Source organism: Mycobacterium paragordonae (assembly GCF_003614435.1).
Taxonomy (GTDB): domain Bacteria; phylum Actinomycetota; class Actinomycetes; order Mycobacteriales; family Mycobacteriaceae; genus Mycobacterium; species Mycobacterium paragordonae.
Genome location: NZ_CP025546.1, coordinates 5,569,056 through 5,592,514, shown reverse-complemented (window position 1 = coordinate 5,592,514; position 23,459 = coordinate 5,569,056). Strand labels below are relative to the sequence as shown.

Below are 23,459 nucleotides of genomic sequence, written 5' to 3'. Positions count from 1 at the left end.
CCAAAAGGTTTGTGTGCGGTCGATAAGGCTATGGTGAGAACCGATGTCACGCCCAGAGATCCCGATTCCGTTCACGGCGATCGTCCCCGCCGCCGGTTTGGGGACGCGCTTTCTTCCCGCGACCAAAACCGTGCCGAAGGAGTTGCTGCCCGTCGTCGACACCCCCGGTATCGAACTGGTCGCCGCCGAAGCCGCCGACGCCGGCGCCGAGCGTCTGGTGATCATCACCTCCGAGGGCAAGGACGGCGTCGTCGCGCATTTCGTCGAGGACCTGGTGCTCGAGGGAACCCTGGAGGCCCGTGGCAAGAAGGCCATGCTGGCCAAGGTCCGTCGCGCTCCGGCGCTGATCAAGGTCGAGTCCGTGGTGCAGGCCGAGCCGCTCGGGCTGGGCCACGCGATCAGCTGTGTGGAGCCCACCCTGGCGCCCGACGAGGACGCGGTCATGGTGTTGCTGCCCGACGACCTGGTGTTGCCCACCGGCGTACTGGAGACGATGGCGCAGGTCCGCGCCGAGCACGGCGGCACGGTGTTGTGCGCTATCGAGGTAACGCCCGAAGAGATCAGCGCCTACGGCGTCTTCGACGTCGAAGCGATTCCCGGCGGCGGCAACCAGGACGTACTGCGCGTCAAGGGCATGGTCGAGAAGCCCAGGTCGCAGGATGCTCCGTCGCTGTTCGCGGCCGCCGGACGCTATGTGCTGGACCGCGCGATATTCGACGCGCTGCGCCGCATCGACCGCGGCGCCGGCGGCGAAGTACAGCTGACGGACGCGATCGCCTTGCTGATATCTGAGGGGCATCCGGTCCACGTCGTCGTGCATCGCGGATCCCGACACGACTTGGGAAATCCCGGCGGCTACCTCAAGGCTGCGGTTGACTTTGCATTGGATCGTGACGACTACGGCCCGGAACTGCGGCGGTGGTTGGTGGCGCGATTGGGCCTGACCGAACAGTAACCGGCGGCTCAGTTCGCCTGGCTGGACGGCAGGAAGGCGCACTGTGCGTTCTGTGGAGGAGCAACAGGCACGGATCTCGGCGGCAGCGGTGGCCCCCAGGCCGATCAAGGTTGCGATCGCCGAAGCCCAGGGGTTGCTGTGCGCCGAAGAGGTGGTGACCGAGCGCCCGCTTCCCGGTTTCGACCAGGCCGCCATCGACGGCTACGCGGTGCGCAGCGTCGACGTATTGGGAGTCGGGGATTCCGGGCCTCTGGAAGCCGTTGGCGATGACGGCGTGGCCGAAGCCCGCGAGGTCGTCACCTTGCCGGTGATGGGGACCATCGAGGCCGGTGCACGCACCCCGAGCCGGTTGCAGCCGCGCCAGGCCGCGCGCGTGCAGACCGGGGCGCCGCTGCCGACCCTCGCCGACGCCGTGCTGCCGCTGCGCTGGACCGACGGCGGGATGAACCGGGTCCGGGTGCTGCGCGGGGCGCCGTCGGGCGCTTACGTGCGGCGCGCCGGTGACGACGTGCAGCCCGGGGACGTGGCGGTGCGCTCCGGGACGATCATCGGACCCGCCCAGGTGGGCCTGTTGGCGGCGGTCGGCCGCGAACGCGTGCTGGTGCATCCGCGCCCGCGGGTGTCGGTGATGGCGGTCGGCGGCGAACTGGTCGACATCTCCCGCAGCCCGGGCAACGGGCAGGTCTACGACGTCAACTCCTACGCCCTGGCAGCGGCGGCCCGCGATGCCGGTGCCGAGGTCAATCGCGTCGGGATCGTCAGCAACAACCCGAAAGAACTGGGCGAGATCGTCGAGGGCCAGCTGAACCGGGCCGAGGTGCTGGTGATCGCCGGCGGAGTGGGCGGCGCGGCGGCGGAGGCGGTGCGTTCGGTGCTGTCCGAACTCGGCGACATGGAGGTCGTGCGGGTGGCGATGCACCCGGGTTCGGTGCAGGGCTTCGGGCAGCTCGGCCGCGACGGGGTGCCGACGTTTCTGTTGCCGGCCAACCCGGTCAGCGCCTTGGTCGTCTTCGAGGTGATGGTGCGGCCGCTGATTCGCTTGTCCCTGGGCAAGCGGCATCCGATGCGTCGCATCGTGCAGGCCCGCACCCTGTCACCGATCACGTCGGTGAGTGGGCGCAAAGGTTTTCTGCGCGGCCAGTTGATGCGCGACCAGGAGAGCGGCGAGTACCTGGTCCAGGCGCTGGGCGGGGCGCCCGGCGCGTCGTCGCACTTGCTGGCGACGCTGGCCGAGGCGAACTGCCTGGTCGTGGTGCCCAGCGGGGCCGAGCAGATTCGTACCGGCGAAATCGTCGACGTCGCCTTTCTGGCCCAGCACGGCTGACCGCGGCTCGGCTCGTGAACCTGTTGCGATCGAATTCCCGCCATCCCGGCTGGCCGATGAGCGTCGGACCGCTGCGGGTGGCGGCCGGGGTGATCCGGTTGCGGCCGGTGCGGATGCGCGACGGCGCGCAGTGGAGCCGGATCCGGCTGGCCGACCGCGCGAGGCTGGAGCCGTGGGAGCCCAGCACCGACGGCGAATGGTCGGTGCGTCACTCGGTGGCCGCGTGGCCGGCGGTGTGCTCGGGGCTGCGTGCCGAGGCGCGCAAGGGGCGGATGCTGCCCTATGCGATCGAACTCGACGGTCAGTTCTGTGGACAGCTCACCATCGGCAATGTCACGCACGGGGCGTTGCGGTCGGCGTGGATCGGTTACTGGGTGTCCAGCGAGCACACCGGCGGCGGGGTGGCCACCGCGGCTGTGGCCCTGGGGCTCGACCACTGCTTCGGCCCGGTGATGCTGCACCGGGTGGAGGCCACCGTCCGGCCGGAGAACGCCGCCAGCCGGGCCGTGTTGGCTAAGAACGGCTTTCGCGAGGAGGGCCTGCTGCGGCGCTACCTCGAGGTCGATCGCGGGTGGCGCGACCACCTGCTGGTGGCGATCACCGTCGAAGAGGTCTACGGATCGGTGGCCTCGACGCTGGTTCGCGCGGGCCGCGCCAGCTGGGCGTAGCTCTTCCTGATTTCGGGTGCCGTCGAGATTGCCGCTACGGCTGCGATCGGAGCCGGATCGCGACCATGACGGCCATCTCGACGCCAGTAGACGTGCGCAACCGAAATAAAATTGTGGCTAGCGTGACATATGTGGCGTGTGATGCTTGAAGTAGGCAAATTACAGGTGTGTAATTGCCCTGGTCGCAGCGACCCGGCCACGCAGGCCACCGATCAGGCCTCGCGGGGATCGCAACCGAAGAGAGCAGGTCATCATGCCAAGCATCCCGCAATCGTTGTTGTGGATTTCGCTCGTGGTGCTGTGGTTGTTCGTGCTGGTGCCGATGTTGATCAGCAAGCGCGACGCCGTCCGGCGCACCAGCGACGTGGCGCTGGCGACCAGGGTGCTCAACGGCGGCGCCGGTGCCCGGCTGCTCAAGCGGACCGGTCCGGCGGCGGGCCATCGCAGTGACCCCGACTGGAAGCCGGAAGAAGACTGGGACACCGAGCCGATCGACGGCGCCTTCGCCGACGCCGACAAGGACCACGCGGCCGACGACGCCGACACCGACGAGCTGATGCGGCCGCGGTCGGTTGTCACCGCGATGGCTCGTGCTGACCAGGTCGCCGAGGCTGCCGAGCCCGACTACCTCGACGTCGACGTGATCGACGAGGACGCGCCCGCGCTACCGGTGGGTACCGGCGAGGCGCAGTCCCAGGGCCCTGCACTGCTGGCTGTCGAGCCCGAGCCCCTGGACGAGCACGACGAGCACGAGGACACGCTCGACGAGGACGATCTCGACGAGGACGAATACGAATACGTCGAGGACTCCTCAGGACTGGAGCCCGAGGAAGACGACGACGAGATGGACGACGCGCCACCGGCTTACGCGGTGGGCGTCAACCGCCGGCGCCGGTTCGAGAACAAGACCGCCGCGGCGGTCAGCGCCCGAAAGTACGCGTTCCGCAAGCGCGTGCTGGTGGCGATGGCGATCGTCCTGGTCGGCTCGGCGATCGCGGCCTTCGAGGTGACGCCGATGGCCTGGTGGCTGTGTGCCGTAGCGACCACGATCACCCTGATGTACCTGTTCTACCTGCGGCGGCAGACCAAGATCGAGGAGAGGGTGCGCCGGCGCCGGATGCAGCGGATGGCGCGCAGCCGGCTGGGCGTGGAGAACACCCAGGACCACGAATACGACCTGGTTCCCTCCCGGTTGCGGCGGCCCGGTGCGGTGGTGCTGGAGATCGATGACGAGGACCCGATCTTCGAGCACCTGGACTACGCGGTGCCGGTGCGCAACTACGGCTGGCCTCGTGACCTGCCGCGCGCGGTCGGGGCGTAGTCGCGGTTCGTTCCTTCGCGGTCGCGGCTGGTAGCCTGCTTAGCGATCAGGGGCTATGGCGCAGTTGGTAGCGCGACTCGTTCGCATCGAGTAGGTCAGGGGTTCGAATCCCCTTAGCTCCACCAGTGTGATGAGTCGCGTCATGGCCTACAGATTCCCCGGCCATCGGAGCCATCGGCCGGGGTTTTTCTGTTGGTTGCGCCAGTAGCTACCTGGGTTGGGCTGGTGGGCATCCTCGGACTTCCGCTATTCGTGCCCGCCGTTCGTTTCCGCTCCCCACTTCGCCTTCCGCAATACGTCCCGCACCGTCGACATGGAGTCTTGGTGTTGCACCAGGCATCGAAATCTGGAACTATCCGGCGGCGGTGCGGCCGGGCATGATCCGCGGTTGGATCGCGCCAAATTCGTCGTCGTGTAAGCCCTCCTGCGCCAGCTGAGCCCGTCTACCTCAACGAAGCGAAATGAGCGATGATCCAATACGATTCGCACAAATGGCTCGACCACTTTTTTGACATCCGCGGCTCGCTGGTCCGGGAGATCATCGGTCGAGTCTCCTTATGCGTCGCTTGGTCCGCAGCGGTTGTCGCCTTTCACAATTATGTCGCGCCGGTCGGCATGCCCATCCAGTTGCACACACTGATGGGCCTCGCCCTTGGTCTGCTTCTGGTTTTCCGCACCAGCTCCAGCTATGACCGTTTCTGGGAGGGGCGCAAGCTATGGGGAGGGATCGTGAATGAAACTCGGAACCTCGTCCGCAGCGCCAGCGGATACATCGCTGGGGATCCAGCCCTGGTCGCCCGACTCGCCCGCTGGACAGCCGTGTTTCCCTGGGCGGCCATGCACGTCCTGCGCGGTACCGAAGGCCTCGGGCCACAAATCAAAGAACTTCCGCCCGACGAGGCGCAGCAGGTGATCGACGCCCAGCATCCCGCTCTCGCTGTCGCCGGCAACATGTCCGGTTGCCTCCGGGAGGCGCGCGAGCGCGGCCTGATCTCTGACATCATGCTCACGTCGATGGACCAGAACATTCAGCTCCTGGTCGACTACCTCGGCGGCTGCGAACGAATTCACAAAACGCCGATGCCCTTCGCCTACGCCGTCCACTTGCGCCGGGCGCTTGTCCTCTACTGCTTCACCCTCCCCTTCGCCATGGTCGACACCTTCGGCTGGACAACGATTGTCGACGTCCTCATCATCGCTTACACATTTTTCGGCATCGAGGAAATCGGCGTCGAGATCGAAAGCCCCTTCGGCGATGACGCGAACGACCTCCCCCTCGAGGACATCTGCGAAACGATCCAGAAGAATGTCTACGCTCAGGCGGGCATTTAGCAGCTGACTCGCGGTGCTTTCCTTTCAAGCGAAGCCGGTGCGACGTGCTTTCACGGATGCGCGACCAGATACGTCTCGTTCGTCAGCCCCGCGGTCAGCTCCTCCACATCAAACGGCCGGTCCAGCCGCGCGTTCAGCGCCTTGACGTCCACCAGCAGGCTGATCTCCGCGGTCTGGCGGGCAAAGAGGCGGCCGATCCACGGATAGAGCCGCCGCATCACCGCCCGCTCACCGGCCGTGCAGCGCGACGCGCAATACCCGACATGCCCGATCTCGTCCGTGAGGATCTCGGTGTAGAGCAGTTCGATGCGCTCCGCGACCGCGGGTTCGTCGGCGAACAGCGAGGCGCCGGCGCGGCGTAACTCGTCGAACATGATGCAGCCCGCCATCTCCGCGGCTCCGACGAACATGAAGCTCAGCCGCTCGGGGATGAACACGCCCGTCTTGACGAACTGCCGCAGCACGAAGGGTGGTGGGACGACCTGGAATGTCAGATCGAAAACGTCGAGCGCGTAGGCCAGCAACCGAGTGTGGTAGTGCTCTTCCAGTTCGAGGTAGACGTTCTCCGGCGGCAGGCTTTCGTCGCTGTTGCGGCCGTAGGTTTCACCGAGTCCGACGCCGAAGCGTTCCGCCTGGTTCAGCTTGGCGGTCGCCAGCAGGAACAGCATCTTGCGATCCAGACCGGGCTCGGGCCGCCGGCGGCGCAGGTTGCGCAGGAAGGTCGCGCGATCAGCGGGGTGTGCCGACCGGACCGGGTTGGCTTCCAGCTCTTCGAAGAACTGCTCGCGTTTGGCCAGCCGCCTGTTGAGCAGGTCGGCTTCGCCGTCACGCCTGGCCAGGAAATCCCGGTACCCCTCGATGCTGGTGCGATTCATCGTGTCTCCATTCCTTTGACAACTGTTGTCACATAACGGCGTAACAACGCCGTGTCGTGCGTTCCGGTGGCAAGTAGCGCGAAAAGTCCGGTGAGGAAGAACATTCCGAGTTCAGCCGGGTCTGCGTCCGCGGGAACGTGCTGGGCTTGCTGCGCGCGGGCGATCACGCCGACCAGAAATTCCAGGACGGGGTGCGCGGCCAACTCGTCATCGGCCGGCCGTGCCGAGGCGAAGTGCAAACCGAGCATGTCCCGGAAAACAACTGTGCCCAAACGGCTTTCGGCTTCCAAGATCCGATCCACCAGCCGCGACAGCACCGTCACCAAGTCGCCGCCGGCAGTTCCGAGCTCAGCCACCATCCGGATCTCTTCGTTGCGTTCCAACTCGACAAGAACGTGTTCTTTGCTGGGGAAGTGGAAATAGAAGGTTCCCCGCACCACGCCCGCGGCGGCGGCGATGGCACTGACGTCGGCGGCGGCCAGTCCCCGACTCGAAATCTCGGCCAGGGCGGCGTCGAACAGACGGGCCCGGGTTTCGAGTCGCCGGGCCTCTCGGGTCGACGGCGGAGCGGTCACAGTAACCCCATGCCGGAACGGTACGCCTGTTCACTGACGGACGTCAATGACGACCGTCAGTGAATTCCGGCTCGCGGCAAGCCGATCTGGATTAACTCGTCGCTTGTTGGATAATGGGCCTCGTCGGTTCCATGCGATGCCGCGGTAAAGGTCTCTGAACGAAAGCCCGCGTCAATGTTCACTGTCTTGCTCGACACCACCGACCTCGGCGAGGCCGAGGAGGTTGTCAGCGCCAGCTTCGGGCGTATCCGGATGGCTGCGGGTGAGCACGGTGTACCGACCCGGAGCCGCCTGGAGCGTTCGATGGTCGGCTCGACCAGTGTGGACGTGGCGGATTTCGACTACGCGTTCAGCTACGCCATGGTTCCCCCGGAGCGGATCCTGCTTGTCCGAGTCCGTTCGGGCAGCATCGACGCGCGCGTCGAGCGCGGCGCTTTCGAAAGATTCGGAGCGGGTCGGGTGGGGGCGTTCGGCGCCATCGCGGGCGAGTCGCTGATCGGGATGTGCCGCCACGCCAGCGCTGACATCTACTCGGTGGACCGGGCTCTCCTGAGCCACGTCGCCGCGGACTCGCCGGACCCGCGGGACCAGGTGCGGCTCACCGGCTCCGTCCCGACTTCCGCGGCTGCGGGCACGCAGCTGGTCGCCGCGCTGGACCACGTTCGCGAAACGGTGGCGGCGGACCCGGAGGCCTGCCAAAATCCGCTCGTGGTGGGCACGGCGCAGCGCTACATCGCGGCAAGCATGCTGGCGACCTTCCTCAACAACGCGGTCATGGAGCCGATCGCCATGGACCGGCGCGACAGCACCCCGGTTCTGCTGCGACGTGCCATCGCATTCATCGAAGACAACGCGGACACGGACATCTCACTGGCCGACATCGCGGGCGCCGTCTACGTCACTCCACGCGCCCTGCAGTACATGTTCCGCAAGCACCGCGACTGCACGCCAATGGAATACGTCCGTCGCGTCCGCCTGCATCAGGCCCATCTCGACCTGGTCACCGGCGACCAGGCAACCGCGACGGTGGGCGGAGTCGCGCGGCGTTGGGGCTTCGGGCATCTCGGCCGCTTTGCCGTCTACTATCGGCAGCACTACGGCCAGAGTCCGCACGTCACCCTGCGCGGCTAGGCGACATCCCCGAGTTGAGAAGACAGCGCAAGGGGTACAAGTTTCCGATGAGTACCGGGAACGCAGTCGACCGCCACTGTGGCGACGACGACACGGTGCGCGCAACGTTTGACGGGCTGCCGGTGATTGCCTGCGCGCTCGCGGGACCGCAGCTGCGGCTGGTGGCCTGCAACGCGGCGCACCGCGCGTTCTACCCGAACGCGTTGCTGGGAGTGGCCGCCGACGATTTCGGACCCGAGCTGCGTGAGCAAGGCATTCTCGACATGTACGACCGCGTCTATCAGACCGGAGAACCCCTGCACGTCGCCGAGGTGCGCGTCCAGGTCGACCTGGACGGAACCGGGGTACGGGAACGATTCGTCAACATCACCGCTGTCCCGCAGCGTGATCCGCGCGGAGAGATCACCGGCGTCGTGATCGTCGGCGCCGACACCACCGAATCCGTGCAAGCCCGGTTGGCGGCAGAAGAACGGGCGCGCGATATGGCAGGCCGGTACCAGTCGGCGCGGGCCGCGGCCGGGGTCATGCAGCGTGCGCTGCTGTCGCCGAGTGTGCCGGTTTTGCCGGGCGCGGAAATCGCCGCCACCTATCTGGTGGCGACCCAGGACACCGCGGCCGGCGGTGACTGGTTCGACGCCCTCATCGACCCCGCCGGCCGATTGGTGCTGGTGGTCGGCGACGTGGTGGGGCACGGTGTGCAAGCGGCGGCGGTGATGGCGCAACTGCGTACCGCGGTAAGAATGCAATTTCACAGTGGCGCAGCCATTTTCGATGCTCTGACGGCAGTTGACCGGTTCGTCGCGGAGATCCCGGGGGCGAAATCGGCCACGGTGTGTGTCGCCCGGTTCGACACCGCGACTGGTGACTTCGAATACTGCACTGCCGGCCACCCACCGCCGCTGGTCATCATCGCCCACGGTACGACGCAGTATCTGCAGACCACCGGAGCCGGCCCGCTGGGCAGCGGCCGGGGCTTCAGCACCCGAAAAGCCACCTTGGCCGTGGGTGACCTGGTGATGCTCTACAGCGACGGAATCATCGAACGGCCCGGTCGCGAACTCGCCGCCAGCACCGCCGAAGTCGCCGAGGTGATGGCCCGGGTCTTCAGCGGGAAGACCTTCCCACTCGACCCGGCCGAGGCCCCAGTGGAAAGGGTGTGTTCGCACGCGGTGGAGCTACTGGTGCGCACCACCGGATACAGCGACGACATCACGCTGCTCGCCGCGCAGCGCCGCACTCCGCCGCCGGCATTACACATCGAGGGCCGCGCGGATGAGACCGCCGAGCGCACCGTGCGGGCGAGGTTGCGGCAGTGGCTGGCGGGGTTGGGGGCCGATGCCGGCAATACCCAGTCCCTCGTGCACGCCGTCAGCGAGCTGATCGCCAATGTGGCCGAACATGCTTACGTCTCAACATCTCTCGGCGACTTTTCGATCGACGCCGAACTCAACGACTTAGGTCGGGTACGGGTGGTGGTGGCCGACTCCGGCACCTGGAAGGCGACCGCCAGCGACGTCCACCGGGGTCGTGGGCTGTCGATCGCTCAAGCCGCGGTGCCCGACACCGTCGTCAGCCACGGCGAGGATGGCACCACCGCGACGGCCACCCAACTGCTGACGCGGCAGTCGGTCTTCACCGACCTGGCCGCACCTGCCCCGCGGGCCACCGCGCCGACGACCTTCGAAGTCGGCACCTCCGATGACGGCTACATCGTCGTCGTGGGTGATGTCGACACCCTGGCGGCCCCCGAACTGAAAGAGGTTCTGTCGCTGCGCAGTCAGGCCGGCACCAGGTCGATTCAAGTCGACCTGAGCGCGGTCACCCACCTCGGTTCGGCCGCCGTCAGTGTGCTCGCCGACGCACACGAACTCGCCGGCCGACACCAGACCGCCTGCACCCTGGTCGCGCTGCCAGGTGGTGCCGCACACCACGTCCTCAACCTGGTGGGACTGCCGGCCGCGCAAGAGCCGGCCGACTCGCAACTACTCTGATTCGAGTGAAAACAGTTCGGGCGCAATGGGTTTGGTCCGGTAGGTGCGGGTGCCCGAGGACACGGTCAGCACGATGCGCGGGGATGGGTCCTCGCTCCCCGCGGCGTTGTGAGCGGCAGCGGCGAACCGTTGTGCATGCCGGAACTCGGTGAGAAAAACCGCGCTGCCCTGGGGCGGAATCTCGTGTGGAACGTCGGCCCCGGCGACCGGCTTTTCGACGGGCACCAGCGAGGTGCCGTCGGGATCGGTGCGGATGGCCCAGCCCGCGACGTGGAATGGGGTCCGGCCCGCATTGACCACCTTGACGCCGATGATGAGCGGAACGTCCTCGAGCTGGTCCGCGACCGCGGCCAATGACTCGCGCACGTCGGAACTGGCGTCGTTGGTCACCAGCCCGTCGGGCGTCAGCCGCCCGATCACCGGCTTGAGTTTCGGACAGGGTCGCTGGTGGCGGTAGCTGGTCAGCTGCCAGCCCAGCGAGATCACCGCAAGCACGGTGGCGACCACGCCGAGAACGAACCCCGCGACGCTCACCGCTCACCCCAGAAATCGACCACGGGTAAACGCTACTGGCTAGAGTCGGTGAGTTGGGGGAAGGAGGGGTGACGAGTGAGTAGCTGGATCGTCGCCAATGTTCCATCGTGGCTCCTGCTGATACTGCTGGTCGTCGGCATCGCGGGCGGCGCGGTGCTGGTCCGCAAGCTCGTCCGCCGCAAGTTCCCGCAGCTCGCCGGTGCCGATCACAACGATGCCACCCGCTTCGCGTACGGAGTGGTCGGCTTCGTCTACGCGTTCTTCATCGGTTTCGTCGTGTCCGGCATGTGGAGTCAGATCAATACCGAGGACGGCCAGGCACGCGACGAAGGCACCGCCGGCATCCAGCTGGCCAGGGACCTCACTGCGTTCGACCAGCCCGACGCCGACCGGATCCGGCAAGCGCTGCTGGAGTACGAGCGCGCCGCGCTGGCCGAGTGGCCGCAGGCCGTCCGTGGCTACGAATACCCTCCGGCGGATAAGGCGTTGCAACGCGTCTACCAGGCGTATCAGCAGGTTCAACCGCACACCGACACCCAAAAGACCTTCCTAGCAACCTCTTACGGCACGCTGGACAAGATGAGCAAGGCGCGCACGGAGCGGGTTATGCAGGCCCAGACCAACACCGGGCCGTCGTTTGCGCTGTGGACGGTGATTCTGTTGACCAGCAGCCTGGTGCTCAGTTGCGCGATCATCTACGGCGTCGAGCATCCGCGGATCCACAGCGTGATGGTCGCGACCGTGGGTGTGCTGGTGGCTGCCAACCTCTTTCTCGTCCTCGAGCTTTCGCATCCCTTCCTGGGAGAGATGGCGACCTCGTCCGACCCGCTGCGCGACGTCATCTCGGTGTTGTCGAATCCGTCGACCTGAGCCCACGGCCGGCCGGCCGGATGTGCGGCGTTCTGCGAGGCCGCCGCATCGGAGTGCTAGGCCGGTTTGGCCGCGGTGACGAACTGCAGGGCCCGTTGCGTCTGCTGCTCGACGTCGGTCAATCCGGCCTCGGTGAACAGATCGACAAATGCGTCTTTGTCGAACATGGTGAGCCCGATCAGGCGCGCGGTGGTGTTGACGGCCAGGTTGAGGGGCGGTGGTTGGCCGGCGTAACTGGTCAGGATGGCGATCCGGCCACCCGGTCGTAGCACCCGGACCATCTCGTGCGCCACCCGGAACGGCTCGGGTATCAGGTACAGCGCCCCGAAACAGCAAACGGCGTCGAAGGTTTCGTCGCCGAACGGCAACTCGCGGGCATCACCGCGGACGTAGCAGGTCCGTGGCCCGCTGTTGTCCTGCACGGCCCGGGTCAGCATCGGCTCGGAAATGTCGAACCCCACCGCGAGGCTTCCGGTGGACAGTTGAGCGGCCAACGGGGCGGTGAAATTGCCTGGCCCGCAGGCCACATCGAGCAGCCTCGTGGCGCTGCGCAGGTGCAGGGCCGCCGCCGCGCGGCGCTCTTCGGCCTGCGTGGTGACACCGCTGGCCAGATAAAAAGACGTCGGCCGCCACAGCCCTTCGTAGACGGTGGCGACGAAGGGGCTGTTCATGGCGCGCTGAGCAAACGTCGGAACCGGAGCGGCCGTAGATTCGCCTAACACGTCGAGATAGCCGTGCCGCAGCGTGGCGGGCTTGTTCAGCAGACTGCGGGTCAGTTCAACCCGGTCCTGGTTATCGATCATTTCTGGTCCGTTTCGGGAGTCTTGCGTCTTGCCGGCGGCCTGCTGTCAGGCTAGTGCGGGCACCTTCGGGTTCCTTGCAGGGGCGGTAGCCGACGCCATAACCTGAGGCGGATCGGACCCAAAGCTGGGCCCAAAACGGGTAAGCATGGACGGGATGGCCGAATTGAGCGGCGTGGGGGCCGAAGAACTCGCGGCAATGGACATCTTCAAGGGTTGTCCGGCCGAGGATCTACTACCACTGGCGTCCTGTCTTGCCCCGCTGCAGGCGCCGGCCGGGCAGATGCTGATGCGCCAGGGGGAGCAGGCCGTCTCCTTTCTGCTGATCAACTCCGGCAGCGCCGAGGTGATGCACGTCGGCGAAGACGACACGGTGATCGTCGAACAACTGGTGCCCGGCATGATCGTCGGGGAGATCGCGCTGCTCCGCGACATCCCGCGCACCGCGACGGTCACCACACTCGAACCGCTGACCGGCTGGATCGGCGGCAAAGACGCCCTGGCTCAGATGGTGCACATCCCCGGGATCATGGACCGGCTGGTCCGCACCGTCCGTCAGCGCCTGGCCGCCTTCATCACACCCATCTCGGTGCAGATGCGCGACGGCAGCCAGTTGATGTTGCGTCCCGTGCTGCCCGGCGACAGCGAGCGCACCGTGCACGGGCACATCCACTTCTCCAGCGAGACCATCTACCGGCGCTTCATGTCCGCGCGGGTGCCCAACCTGGCGATGATGCACTACCTGGCCGAGGTCGACTACGTCGACCACTTCGTCTGGGTCATGGTCGACGGCAGCGACCCGGTGGCCGATGCCCGCTTCGTGCGCGACGAGAAGGATCCGACGGTCGCCGAGATCGCGTTCACTGTCGCCGACGCGTACCAGGGACGGGGCATCGGAACCTTCCTGATCGGCGCGCTGGCCGTGGCCGCGCGGGTGGACGGCGTTGAAAGATTCTCTGCGCGAATGCTTTCCGACAACCTGCCGATGCGCACCATCATGGACCAGCACGGTGCGGTCTGGCAGCGCGAGGACATCGGAGTCATCACCACCGTCATCGAGGTGCCGCGCCGGCTCGGTTTCGGCCGTGCCATGGAGGAACAGATCAAGCAGGTCGCCCGGCAGGTGATCGAGGTGGTGAGTTGATCAGCGCCGAGGTCGGCTCGCCGTGATATGAACGGGCATGCGGCCGTTCTGGTTTGGTCCATTCGGGCCACTGCCGCCGGTCCTGCTGCTGGCGGCCTGCGCCGCATCGCCCGCGCCCGCGCCATCGGTGACCTCGCCATCGTCGACCCCGCGCACCGCCGCCATCACCCCGGCCAATATCCGCAGGGTGGGCCGCGAGCTGCCGCCCGGGTACGAGGCCTCCAACATCGCCCGTGCCCCTTCGCCCCGCGCCATCTGGGGTCTGGGCGATCAAACGGCGGCCAACCCGCCGGAATGCGCCGCCCTGGCCGATCCCGCGGCCGGCCGTGATCAGCCCGCGCAGGGCGTCTCCGGATCGGGGCCGGGCGGAATCGTCGACGCGGTCGTCGTCGCCGCGCCGGCGACGTTGGCGCGCGAGGCGGTGGCCGCCTGCGCCCGCTGGGACCTGACCGCCGGGCGCACCGTGGTGAGCGTGGGACTCATCGACGCACCCAAGGTGGACGGCGCGCAAACCCTCGGCATGGTCGCGGATATCCGGGCGGCCGTCGAGTCGGGTAGCGAAATCGATTCACGGGCATACACATTCGTCGCCTACCTGGGTGATTACTACGCGTTCACCACGCTGACCACAGATCCCGGGTCGATCCTGCCGCCGTTGCCGCCGCAGTTCGCGGCCGACCTGTTGGTCAAAACGGTCTCGACGTTGCGCGGCTGAGCATCCGGGTTGGGTAGATTGGCCACGATGTTCAAGCTGGTGCTCGCACTCGGTTCGGTGTGCCTGCTCGTCGGCTGCTCCCCGGGTGCTGACCCCTCGCGGCCCGCCAAGGGCGACATCGCCAAGATCCTGGATCTCAAGTCGGGCTTCGGGCCGGAATTCAAGGTCACCGACATCACGCCCAGGGCGATTGACCCGCAGTTCTTCAGCTCCCGCAAGCTGCCCGACGGGCTCACCTTCGACCCGGCGAACTGCGCCAAGGCAGCGGTCGGGCCCGAAATGCCGGCGGGGGTGGAGGGCAACATGGCGGCCATCTCCGCGGAGGGCAATGGCAATCGGTTCGTGGCCATCGCCGTCGAAACCTCCAAGGCGCTGCCGCTCAACGACCCCGGCAAAGACTGCGCGAAAGTCGGGTTCTCCGGCACCCAGCTGCGCGGGGCCATCGAGGTCGTCGAGGCCCCGCAGATCGACGGCGTCCATACCCAAGCGGTGCACCGAGTGCTGCAGGCGGTGGTCGAGGGCTCGCCGCGCACCGGGGAGCTCTACAACTATTCCGCGCAGTTCGGCGACTACCAGGTGATCGTCATCGCCAACCCGCTGGTGGTTCCCGGCCAACCGGTGGCCAAGGTCGACACCCAGCGCGCCCGCGATCTGCTGGTCAAGGCGGTCAATGCGGTCAGAAGCTAGCGCACGTCTCGGGGCCGGAACTGGATGCTGACTCGCGGACCCGCCGCGCCGGTCGTCTTGGGAACCGAATGCTCCCAGGTGCGCTGGCACGATCCGCCCATCACCAGCAGATCGCCGTGCGCAAGCGGCAACCGCAACGAGGGGCCGCCGCCGCGGCGGCGCATCGCGAACGTCCGGGTGGCGCCCAGGCTGACGATCGCGACCATGGTGTCCTGCGAGCTGCTGCGGCCGATGGTGTCGCCGTGCCAGGCCACGCTGTCCGAACCGTCCCGGTAGCAGCACAGGCCGACGGTGGTAAACGGTTCACCCAGCTCACCGCCGTAGATGTCGTTGAGCCGGCGGCGCAGCCGCGCCAGCGCGGGGTGCGGCGGAGCTTCCACTGCCAGGTCGTGGAAACTCACCAGCCGGGGTACGTCGACCACGCGGTCGTACATCTGCCGGCGCTCGGCGCGCCACGGCACCGAGTGCAGCAGCGCCTCCAGCAGGTCCAAGCCGTCGACCGGGCCGTCCCGCAGCCAGTTCGCGCGGATGTCGATGAATGCGCCGTCGCCGAGTTGCCTGCGTTCGTTGTGCTCGAAGAGCGAGCCCTGAGCCGCGATCGCCACGAACCCCAGTCTATCGCACACCAGTTCGATGGTTCGGCGTGTGACGCGCCCGACACGGCCTACGCGGCTACGGTTTGAGCTGTGGGTGTGGAGCTGGGCGTCAATTCGGAGGTGGGCGCGTTGCGGGTCGCCATCCTGCACCGTCCGGGCGCCGAACTGCGCCGGCTCAACCCGAGCAATAACGACCAGCTGCTGTTCGACGGGCTGCCGTGGGTCGCGCGGGCACAGGACGAGCATGACCAGTTCGCCGATCTGCTGCGTGGCCGCGGCGTGGAAGTGCTGCTGCTGTCGCAGCTGCTGACCGAGGCGCTGCAGCACAGCGGCGCCGCCCGGATGCAGGGCGTGGCAGCGGCCGTGGATGCGCGCAGGCTGGGACCCATTCTGGCGCAACAGCTTTCGGAGTATCTGAGAGGTCTTGAGCCGGCCTTGTTGGCTGACGTGCTCACCGCCGGGATGACTTTCGAGGAGCTTCCGCCCAGCACCCGCACCGGGGTGTCGCTGGTACTGCGCATGCATCACGGCGCGGATTTCGTGATCGAGCCGCTGCCGAACCTGGTCTTCACCCGCGACTCGTCGATCTGGATCGGGCCGCGGGTGGTGATCCCGTCGTTGGCCTTGCGGGCGCGCCGGCGCGAGGCTTCGCTGACCGACATCATCTACGCCCATCACCCGCGATTCACCGGCGTGCGGCGGGCCTACGAGTCGCGCACCGCGCCGGTCGAGGGTGGGGATGTGCTGTTGCTCGCTCCGGGCGTGATCGCCGTGGGAGTAGGGGAGCGGACCACGCCCGCCGGCGCAGAAGCGTTGGCGCGCAGCCTGTTCGACGACGATCTCGCACACACCGTGCTTGCGGTGCCGATCGCCCAGAGCCGCGCGCAGATGCATCTGGACACCGTCTGCACCATGGTCGACACCGACACGGTGGTGATGTACGCCAATGTCGTGGACACCCTTTCGGCGTTCACCCTGCGGCGCACCGAGGCCGGCGTGTCGATCGACGACGCCGAACCTTTTGCCGAGGCGGCGGCCTCCGCGATCGGCATCGAGAAACTGCGCGTGATCGACACCGGCCGCGATCCCGTCGTCGCCGAACGCGAGCAGTGGGACGACGGCAACAACACCCTGGCCCTGGCGCCGGGGGTGGTTGTCGCCTATGAACGCAACGTCGCGACCAATACCCGGCTACAAGATGCCGGTATCGAGGTGCTCACCATCGCCGGCTCGGAATTGGGCACCGGCCGCGGCGGGCCACGGTGCATGTCCTGCCCTGCGGCCCGGGATCCGCTCTAGCGTTTTGCTGCTTGCAGCGTCGAGTTTGCCGTGCGGGTCGTGGGTGCGGCTCGTTGCGCAGCCCTGGTTGCAATGTGGGTGCGTTGGGCGCGTCGAGTTTGCCGTAAGGGTCGTGGGTGCGGCCGTTTCACAGCCCTGGCTGCAATGTGGGTGAGTTGTCCCCAATCGATTCCGCTCGTGGCTTGGAGCGCTCGGACCATTCACGCAGGATCGCGCACGTGGCATCGGTATTTCGGGGGAGCGAAGCGCTGACGAGTGGCGGGCTCACCCGCGGCCAATTGCGTTGGAGATACCGGAGAATCCACCCTGACATTTATCTGCCGAAAGACGCATCCAGAACGCTGCGAGACAACATCCGGGCGGCGTGGCTGTGGTCAGACTGCAAAGGCATCGTAGCCGGTCGGGCCGCCGCCGCAATGCATGGAGCACGGTGGGTTGACGACTTCGCTCCGGTCGAGCTTCTCGGCCCGTTCAACCATCCGCCGCCCGGTGTGATCGTTCGCCGGGAACGGATCCTTGCCGAGGAAGTCACAGAGCTGGCCGGCATACCCGTAACTACCCCGGCGCGAACGGCTTTCGATCTCGGCCGGCACCTGCCACGCAATATCGCCATCAGTCACCTGGACGCGCTGTCCGCCGCCACCGGGCTGGTCGAACACGACGTGCAGCCGCTGTTAGTTCGGTACCGGGGGGCCAGAGGGGCCCGGTTGTGCCGAAAAGCGTTGGGCCTGATGGACGGTGGCGCGCAGTCCCCGCGGGAAAGCTGGCTGAGGCTCTTACTCGTCGACGGTGGTCTGCCCAAGCCAATCACCCAGATTGCGGTGCGGAGTGCCACCGGCGCGTTGGCCTACCTAGATATGGGGTGGGATGAGCCGATGGTCGCGGTTGAGTACGACGGCGAGCAGCATTGCTCCGACCGGGGGCAGTACGTGAAAGACATCAGGCGATGGGAGATGGTCGAAGATCTCGGCTGGCGGATCATCAGGGTGGTCAAGGAGGACTCGCGCAGCCGGATACTGCAGCGCGTACGGGATGCACTGGCAGCCCGCGGATTTCCGGCGTGAGCTGTCGAGATTGCCGTCACGGTCGTAGTTGGCGGCTGAACCACAACCTCCACGGCAATCTCGCGGCCCAGAAGCTAGCGGCGGCCCAGAAGCTAGCGCCGGCCTAGGTGCCCGCGGATTTCCGACGTGAGGTGTCGAGATTGCCGTCACGGTCGTGGTTGGCGGCTGAACCACAACCGCCACGGCAATCTCGCGGCCAAGGAGCTAGCGCCGGCCCAGGCGCCCGCCCGGGCCGCGGCCCGAGAGGCTCACCGCCAGCTGGGCAGCCAGATCTCCATGTCCCAGGTCTGCTGCGAAATCGGCAGTCCGGTCAGCACCGGGAACAGCCAGGCGAAATTCGTCACCACCAGCGACACGTAGCAACACACGAGGATCAGCCCCAGCGTGCGCCGCTCCTTGTTCTGTCGCGGCTGATGCAGGATGTCGCCCAGGATCAGCGCGACTGCCATCACCAGGAATGGCCCCATGGTCGCGGCGTAGAAGAAGTACATCTGCCGGTCGATCTCGGCGAACCACGGCAGCCACCCCGCGCAATAGCCCACCCACACCACCGCGTAGCGCCAGTCGCGGCGCACCAACATGCGCCATGTCGTGTAGAGCAGCACCGGCACCGCCAGCCACCACAGGGCCGGGGTGCCGACCAGCATCACCGCCTTGACGCAGGACTGTGCCCCGCAGCCGGGCACGTTGTTCTGGTCGATGGCATACAGCACCGGCCGCAGCGACATCGGCCAGCTCCAGGGCTTGGATTCCCAAGGATGGTGGTTGCCCGCGGAGTTGGTCAGCGTCGCGTGGAAGTGGAACGCCTTCGCGGTGTAGTACCACAGCGAACGGATGGCGTCCGGCAGCGGCACTACGCTGTCCGGCCCGATCGTCTGTCCCACCTGATGGCGGTCGATCGCCGTCTCAGAGGCGAACCAGCCCGCATAGCTGGCCAGATACACCCCGAAAGGAATCAGCACCAACGCGTACAGCGAGGGGATCAGGTCGCGGCGCAGTGTGCCCAGCCAGGGCCGTGGCACCTGATATTGGCGCCTGGCGGCGATGTCGAAGGCCAGCGACATCACGCCGAAGAACGCGATGAAGTACAGGCCGGACCACTTCGTCCCGAAGGCCAGACCGAGCAGCACCCCGGCGCCGAAGCGCCACCAGCGCACCCCCAGCCGCGGGCCCCACACCGTCTCGGCGCAGCGCCCTTCCAGGAAGGCGGTATGCATCCGGGCGCGAACTTGGTCCCGGTCGACGATCAGCGCTTCGAAAGCCGCCACCACGAAAAAGGTGAGAAACCCGTCCAGCAGTGCGGTCCGGGCCGCGACGAAGCTGACGCCGTCGCAGATCAGCAGCACTCCGGCGATGCCGCCGACCAGACTCGACCGGCTGATGCGCCGGACGATACGGGTCACCAACACCACCAGCCCCACGCCCAGCAGCGCGCCGGTGAACCGCCATCCCAACCCGGTGTAACCGAACAGCGCCTCGCCGATCGCGATCAGCTGCTTGCCGACCGGCGGATGAACGACCAGGCCGAACCCTGGGTTGTCCTCTATCCAGTGGTTGTTGAGGGTCTGCCAGGCCTGCGGGGCATAGTGCTTCTCGTCGAAGATCGGCGTGCCGGAATCGGTCGGCGAACCCAGATTGAGGAACCGGGTCGCCGTCGCGAACACGGCGATGACAGCCGTCACGAGCCAGCCGCGCAGCCGGTCTACCGGGCCGAAATCGGCGACGGGCACCAGCGGGGCGGGGCTGACCGTGGCTGGCGGGCTGGCGCCCGCACGCCCCGAGCCGGCCTCCTCATCAAGGCCGGCCTCGCTGACGGAGGTTTGTTGGGGCGGGGCGGTCATCACGTCGATCGTAGGCTGTCCGTCATGACCACTGGGCGCCTGTTACTCGGTGCGACGCCGTTGGGGCATCCTGCGGATGCGTCGCCACGCCTCACCGAAGCCCTGGCCGAAGCCGATGTGGTGGCCGCCGAGGACACCCGCCGGGTGCGCAACCTCGCCAGGGCCCTCGACGTTACGATCGGCGGCCGGGTGCTCAGCCTGTTCGACCGCGTCGAGACCACCCGCGTCGCGACGCTGGTCGACGCGATCACTTCCGGGGCCACCGTGCTGGTGGTCAGCGATGCAGGCATGCCGATCATCAGCGACCCCGGCTACCGGCTGGTCGCGGCCTGCATCGAAGCCGGTCTGCCGGTCCAGTGCCTGCCCGGGCCGTCGGCGGTGACGACCGCGCTGGTGGTCTCCGGCCTGCCGGCCGACAAGTTCTGCTTCGAGGGTTTCGCTCCCCGCAAAGGGTCGGCGCGGCGGACCTGGCTGGCCGGCCTGGCCGACGAACGGCGCACCTGCGTGTTCTTCGAGTCCCCGCGCCGGCTGGCCGCTTGCCTGCGCGACGCGGTCGAGCAGCTCGGCGGTGCCCGTCAGGCCGCGATCTGCCGGGAACTGACCAAAGTGCACGAAGAAGTGGTGCGCGGGTCGCTGGACGAGCTGGCCACCTGGGCGGCCGACGGCGTGCTCGGCGAAGTCACCGTGGTGCTGGCGGGAGCGACGCCCCGCGCCGATCTGTCCACCCTGGTGGCGGACCTGGTCGCCGAGGTGGAGAACCTGGTCGACGGCGGCATCCGCATCAAGGATGCGTGCAGTCACGTGGCGGCCGGATACCCGGATGTGCGTTCCCGGCAGCTGTACGAGGCCGTACTCAAATCCCGGCGCGAAGCCGACGAGCCGGCCTAGAACAACGCCCGACCGCAGCGAGGCTCAGAAGCAGGGGCCGCCCGGAATCGGGCACAGCGGCGGGTGCGGGATGGCCGCCAGCGGAGGAGGCGGGGGCAGCGCGGGCAGCGGCGGAGGCGGGGGCAGCGCAGGCAGAGCCGGCAGCGCGGGCAGACCTGCAGGCAGCGCCGTGGGAATACCGGCCGCGGCGGCCATCGCCGGCAACGCGGCGAGCACCGTGGCCGGGTCAACGCCCGGCAGCGCCGGCGCGCCGCCGAGCAGTGCCGGCAGTGCCGCCGCGAGCATCGCGGGATCGACACCCGGGATACCCCCACCGGTCAGCGCGGGCAGTGCGGCGGCCAGCATCGCCGGGTCGATGCCGGGCAGTGGCGGCAGACCCGGGATTCCGGCGGCGATTGCCGGCAGCGCCGCTACCAGCGCCGCCGGGTTCACACCCGGCAGGCTCGGCAGACCCGGGATGCCGCCGGCAGCGGCCAGCGCGAGCAGGTCCGTCGGCGACACACCGGGCAGACCCGGCAGGCCGGCCGAGGCCAGCGCCATCAGGTTCGCCGGCGAGATGTCGGGCAGGCCCGGGAGGCTGATGCCGGGCAGGCCACCGGCTGCGGCCAGGCCGATCAGACCGGCCGGCGAGATGCCCGGCAGACCCGGGATGTTGAGGGCGGGCAGGCCCGGCAGGCTCAGTGCGGGCAGAGCCGCGGCCGGCAGCGCCGCGGCCGCCGAGGGCAGCAGCATCGAGCTGAGGGAGTTCAGCCCGCCCTGGGCCGCGGGCAGGATGCCCGAGGACTGTAAAGCGTTGTACGCCAACACCACATAGGTGACGGCGAGGGCGCTGGTCGACACCACGCTGGAAATGGTGTTGCCCACCCCGAGCACGCCGTTGACGACGGCTGCGGCCGCGTTCACCCCGGCGGGTACCTGCGAGAGGGCCGCCGCACCGCCGGCGTAGCCGTAAAGGTCCGGTAGGCCGGGGATGCCCATGCCGGGAACGTCACCGATGCCGGGAAGCGCCGCGGCGTTCGGGTCGAAGCCCGGCGGGAGCGCCCCGTTGGGGGGTGACGCGGGGGGCAGCGTGTTGTTCGCGGGGGGCAACAACCCCGGGTTGGCGGGCGACGGGTTGGGAGGCGTGTAGGCAGCGGGCTCGGCAGGCGGGCGCGGCGCCGCCGCGGCCGGCGGCGCCGGCTCCTGCGGCTCGAGGGCCGACGGGGCGCCCTTGGGCGCCATAGCCCCGGGCTTGCCGGTTTCCGGCATGAGGACCGAAGCCAGCTTGTCGCACTGCTGACCTGCGCTGCAGGTTCCGCCGGTGGACGTCCTGCTCTGGTTGGAGATCGTCAAGGGCGCAACCGCCAGCGCGCCACCCAATACAGCGGCAGCCGCAGCGCCAACGATGGCAACTCTCATGAGAATCCCTTTCCGACCCTGCCGAACCCCTCGCGCGTGACGCGCGAAAGACACACGTCGATGGCAGAAGCTTATGCGTACCCGGCGGCTCATGTGGCCGATCGGGAAAATTCACACCAGTCAGCTCGGCCGCCGGAAATTTGCTGAGTTAACTCACTCGACTCGCTGTCACCGACGTGGGCAGCCCGATCACCGGGGCGGCCTTGTGCAGGCATTCGGCCCATTCGGCGTCCGGGTCGGAGTCGGCCGTGATGCCGCCGCCCACCCCGAGCACGGCATTGCCGAGTGCGTCGAATTCGACGGTGCGGATCGCGACGTTGAGCTCGCATCCTGCCACTGGCGACGCCATTCCGACTGTGCCGCAATATATTCCGCGACGGTTTAATTCCCATTGCGAAATGAGTTGGCGGGCACGCAGTTTCGGTGTGCCGGTGACCGATGCCGGAGGGAACGTGGCATCGAGCAATCGCGACATCGGCAGCTCGGCCGGCACCTGTGCCGACACCGTCGACACCAGGTGCCACACCCCGGGGGCGCGCCGCACAACCAACAGTTCCGGAACTCGTACGGTACCGGTAATCGCCACTCGCCCAAGGTCGTTACGCACCAGATCGACGATCATGATGTTCTCGGCGACTTCTTTGGGCGAGGCCCGCAGTGCCGACGGCCAGGCGTCCAGCGGCAGGGTTCCCTTGATCGGGCTGGAGGTCACCGTGTCACCACGGCGGCGCAGGAAAAGTTCCGGCGACAGCGACGCCACCGCGCCCCAGTGTCCCGCGACATAGGCCGCCCGGGCCGGAGCGGTTCGGGCAACGCCCTCGATGAAGAAGTCCAGCGGGGACCCGCTGACAGTGCCGGTGAACCGGGTGCAGACGCAGGCCTGGTACACCTCCCCGGCGGCGATCGCCTCGAGACAGGCCAGCACACCCTCGCGGTGTGCTGAGCGGTCTCCGGTCTCCCATTCGATCTGGCACATTGGTGCCGTTCTGGTGGTCAGGGTCAGCGCACTGGCCAGCCAGTCCGGCAGTGGGGCGCCGGACAGGCTCTCATACCACCACTGTCCGTACCGGTCGCGCCGCAAGACGCAGTCGGTCCAGCCACCGGCGGCCTCAGGAATCCGGTGGGGCAGGCCGTCGGCTCCGGCGTCGGGGTAGGAGAGGAAGCCGATCCAGCCCCCGCCTACCGCACCCACCTCGGCGTCTGCCGGCAGGCCGGGCCCACCGCCGGCGGAGAAGACGTCGTCGACTGCGACCGGGTGCACCGGCACGCTGGGCGCGATGACGGCCAGTGCGCCGAACCACTCACCGGTCAACGCGGCCGGCGGCGGCAGGCCGAGCCGGCTGGTGGCGCGGCCGACGGCGCGCAGCACCTGCGGCGCGCCACCCAGATCGCCGAGCCGGTCGATTCGCACCGCCCTAGCTTGTCAGAACGGGGGATTCCCGCACGAGCCG

At 67.8% G+C, this 23,459-nt stretch carries 22 protein-coding genes and 1 tRNA gene; 15 read left to right on the top strand and 8 right to left on the bottom strand.

Features of this window, described 5'->3' with window-relative positions:
• Positions 1-43: 43 nt before the first annotated feature.
• The 6 genes from C0J29_RS24935 to C0J29_RS24910 all read left to right on the top strand — a co-directional run bounded on the left by C0J29_RS24935 (position 44) and on the right by C0J29_RS24910 (position 5,600).
• A complete protein-coding gene (locus C0J29_RS24935; RefSeq protein WP_065045404.1) occupies positions 44-955 on the top strand; it encodes a UTP--glucose-1-phosphate uridylyltransferase in 912 nt (303 codons plus the stop codon).
• Between the two features lie 43 nt (positions 956-998).
• Positions 999-2,279: a molybdotransferase-like divisome protein Glp gene (gene glp / locus C0J29_RS24930; RefSeq protein WP_120793886.1), complete on the top strand. Its 1,281-nt coding sequence runs from the start codon at positions 999-1,001 to the stop codon at positions 2,277-2,279.
• Between the two features lie 14 nt (positions 2,280-2,293).
• Complete coding sequence (locus C0J29_RS24925) at positions 2,294-2,947, top strand: GNAT family N-acetyltransferase (protein ID WP_082994274.1); 654 nt, start codon at positions 2,294-2,296, stop codon at positions 2,945-2,947.
• A 253-nt stretch (positions 2,948-3,200) separates the two neighbouring features.
• Positions 3,201-4,268 carry a divisome protein SepX/GlpR gene (sepX, locus tag C0J29_RS24920; protein ID WP_120793885.1) on the top strand — a complete coding sequence of 356 codons (1,068 nt, stop codon included), beginning with the start codon at positions 3,201-3,203 and terminating at the stop codon, positions 4,266-4,268.
• Positions 4,269-4,317: 49 nt separating this feature from the next.
• A tRNA-Ala gene (locus C0J29_RS24915) sits at positions 4,318-4,393 on the top strand.
• Between the two features lie 343 nt (positions 4,394-4,736).
• Positions 4,737-5,600, top strand: coding sequence for a bestrophin family protein (locus C0J29_RS24910; protein ID WP_120793884.1), 864 nt, complete (start codon positions 4,737-4,739; stop codon positions 5,598-5,600).
• A gap of 50 nt (positions 5,601-5,650) precedes the next feature.
• Here C0J29_RS24910 and C0J29_RS24905 read toward each other — a convergent pair whose 3' ends face one another.
• Both C0J29_RS24905 and C0J29_RS24900 read right to left on the bottom strand, forming a co-directional pair.
• Positions 5,651-6,475: a hypothetical protein gene (locus C0J29_RS24905; RefSeq protein ID WP_120793883.1), complete on the bottom strand. Its 825-nt coding sequence runs from the start codon at positions 6,473-6,475 to the stop codon at positions 5,651-5,653.
• Positions 6,472-7,050 carry a TetR/AcrR family transcriptional regulator gene (locus tag C0J29_RS24900; protein WP_120793882.1) on the bottom strand — a complete coding sequence of 193 codons (579 nt, stop codon included), beginning with the start codon at positions 7,048-7,050 and terminating at the stop codon, positions 6,472-6,474. Before C0J29_RS24900 ends, C0J29_RS24905 begins: the two co-directional genes overlap by 4 nt.
• A 174-nt stretch (positions 7,051-7,224) precedes the next feature.
• On the opposite strand from C0J29_RS24900, the gene C0J29_RS24895 reads away from it, so the two are divergent.
• Together C0J29_RS24895 and C0J29_RS24890 are read left to right on the top strand one after the other, a co-directional pair.
• Complete coding sequence (locus C0J29_RS24895; protein ID WP_120793881.1) at positions 7,225-8,181, top strand: helix-turn-helix transcriptional regulator; 957 nt, start codon at positions 7,225-7,227, stop codon at positions 8,179-8,181.
• Between the two features lie 47 nt (positions 8,182-8,228).
• Positions 8,229-10,172 carry a SpoIIE family protein phosphatase gene (locus tag C0J29_RS24890; RefSeq protein WP_120793880.1) on the top strand — a complete coding sequence of 648 codons (1,944 nt, stop codon included), beginning with the start codon at positions 8,229-8,231 and terminating at the stop codon, positions 10,170-10,172.
• Here C0J29_RS24890 and C0J29_RS24885 read toward each other — a convergent pair.
• Positions 10,164-10,706, bottom strand: a complete 543-nt coding sequence (locus C0J29_RS24885; protein ID WP_065045395.1) for a hypothetical protein — start codon at positions 10,704-10,706, stop codon at positions 10,164-10,166. The genes C0J29_RS24890 and C0J29_RS24885 overlap by 9 nt on opposite strands.
• Positions 10,707-10,781: 75 nt before the next feature.
• Between C0J29_RS24885 and C0J29_RS24880 the strand changes: the two genes are divergently transcribed.
• Positions 10,782-11,576: a bestrophin-like domain gene (locus C0J29_RS24880; protein WP_065045394.1), complete on the top strand. Its 795-nt coding sequence runs from the start codon at positions 10,782-10,784 to the stop codon at positions 11,574-11,576.
• Positions 11,577-11,632: 56 nt separating this feature from the next.
• Here the strand turns inward: C0J29_RS24880 and C0J29_RS24875 are convergent, their stop codons facing one another.
• Complete coding sequence (locus C0J29_RS24875) at positions 11,633-12,379, bottom strand: methyltransferase domain-containing protein (protein WP_065164099.1); 747 nt, start codon at positions 12,377-12,379, stop codon at positions 11,633-11,635.
• Between the two features lie 145 nt (positions 12,380-12,524).
• Between C0J29_RS24875 and C0J29_RS24870 the strand changes: the two genes are divergently transcribed.
• Genes C0J29_RS24870 through C0J29_RS24860 form a run of 3 tightly spaced genes read left to right on the top strand, consistent with a single transcriptional unit; the run spans position 12,525 to position 14,922 of the window.
• Complete coding sequence (locus C0J29_RS24870) at positions 12,525-13,520, top strand: GNAT family N-acetyltransferase (protein WP_120793879.1); 996 nt, start codon at positions 12,525-12,527, stop codon at positions 13,518-13,520.
• A gap of 37 nt (positions 13,521-13,557) precedes the next feature.
• Positions 13,558-14,235 carry a DUF5642 family protein gene (locus C0J29_RS24865; protein WP_120793878.1) on the top strand — a complete coding sequence of 226 codons (678 nt, stop codon included), beginning with the start codon at positions 13,558-13,560 and terminating at the stop codon, positions 14,233-14,235.
• 27 nt (positions 14,236-14,262) lie between these two features.
• Positions 14,263-14,922 (top strand): DUF5642 family protein, encoded by a 660-nt coding sequence (locus tag C0J29_RS24860; RefSeq protein ID WP_120793877.1) that lies wholly within the window; start codon positions 14,263-14,265, stop codon positions 14,920-14,922.
• On the opposite strand, the gene C0J29_RS24855 is transcribed toward C0J29_RS24860, so the two are convergent.
• Positions 14,919-15,527, bottom strand: a complete 609-nt coding sequence (locus C0J29_RS24855) for an alpha-ketoglutarate-dependent dioxygenase AlkB (protein WP_197519116.1) — start codon at positions 15,525-15,527, stop codon at positions 14,919-14,921. The genes C0J29_RS24860 and C0J29_RS24855 overlap by 4 nt on opposite strands.
• A gap of 81 nt (positions 15,528-15,608) precedes the next feature.
• Between C0J29_RS24855 and arcA the strand changes: the two genes are divergently transcribed.
• A complete protein-coding gene (gene arcA, locus C0J29_RS24850) occupies positions 15,609-16,817 on the top strand; it encodes an arginine deiminase (RefSeq protein WP_065161699.1) in 1,209 nt (402 codons plus the stop codon).
• A 416-nt stretch (positions 16,818-17,233) separates the two neighbouring features.
• Positions 17,234-17,881 carry a hypothetical protein gene (locus C0J29_RS24845; RefSeq protein WP_308494754.1) on the top strand — a complete coding sequence of 216 codons (648 nt, stop codon included), beginning with the start codon at positions 17,234-17,236 and terminating at the stop codon, positions 17,879-17,881.
• Positions 17,882-18,129: 248 nt separating this feature from the next.
• Here the strand turns inward: C0J29_RS24845 and C0J29_RS24840 are convergent, their stop codons facing one another.
• A complete protein-coding gene (locus C0J29_RS24840) occupies positions 18,130-19,722 on the bottom strand; it encodes a dolichyl-phosphate-mannose--protein mannosyltransferase (protein WP_120793876.1) in 1,593 nt (530 codons plus the stop codon).
• Positions 19,723-19,746: 24 nt separating this feature from the next.
• Between C0J29_RS24840 and rsmI the strand changes: the two genes are divergently transcribed.
• Positions 19,747-20,610 carry a 16S rRNA (cytidine(1402)-2'-O)-methyltransferase gene (gene rsmI, locus C0J29_RS24835; protein ID WP_120793875.1) on the top strand — a complete coding sequence of 288 codons (864 nt, stop codon included), beginning with the start codon at positions 19,747-19,749 and terminating at the stop codon, positions 20,608-20,610.
• Between the two features lie 24 nt (positions 20,611-20,634).
• On the opposite strand, the gene C0J29_RS24830 is transcribed toward rsmI, so the two are convergent.
• Together C0J29_RS24830 and C0J29_RS24825 are read right to left on the bottom strand one after the other, a co-directional pair.
• On the bottom strand, positions 20,635-22,008 hold the full coding sequence (locus C0J29_RS24830) for a hypothetical protein (RefSeq protein WP_065161696.1): 1,374 nt from the start codon (positions 22,006-22,008) through the stop codon (positions 20,635-20,637).
• 148 nt (positions 22,009-22,156) lie between these two features.
• Positions 22,157-23,419: an aminodeoxychorismate synthase component I gene (locus C0J29_RS24825; RefSeq protein WP_120793874.1), complete on the bottom strand. Its 1,263-nt coding sequence runs from the start codon at positions 23,417-23,419 to the stop codon at positions 22,157-22,159.
• Between the last annotated feature and the right edge of the window lie 40 nt (positions 23,420-23,459).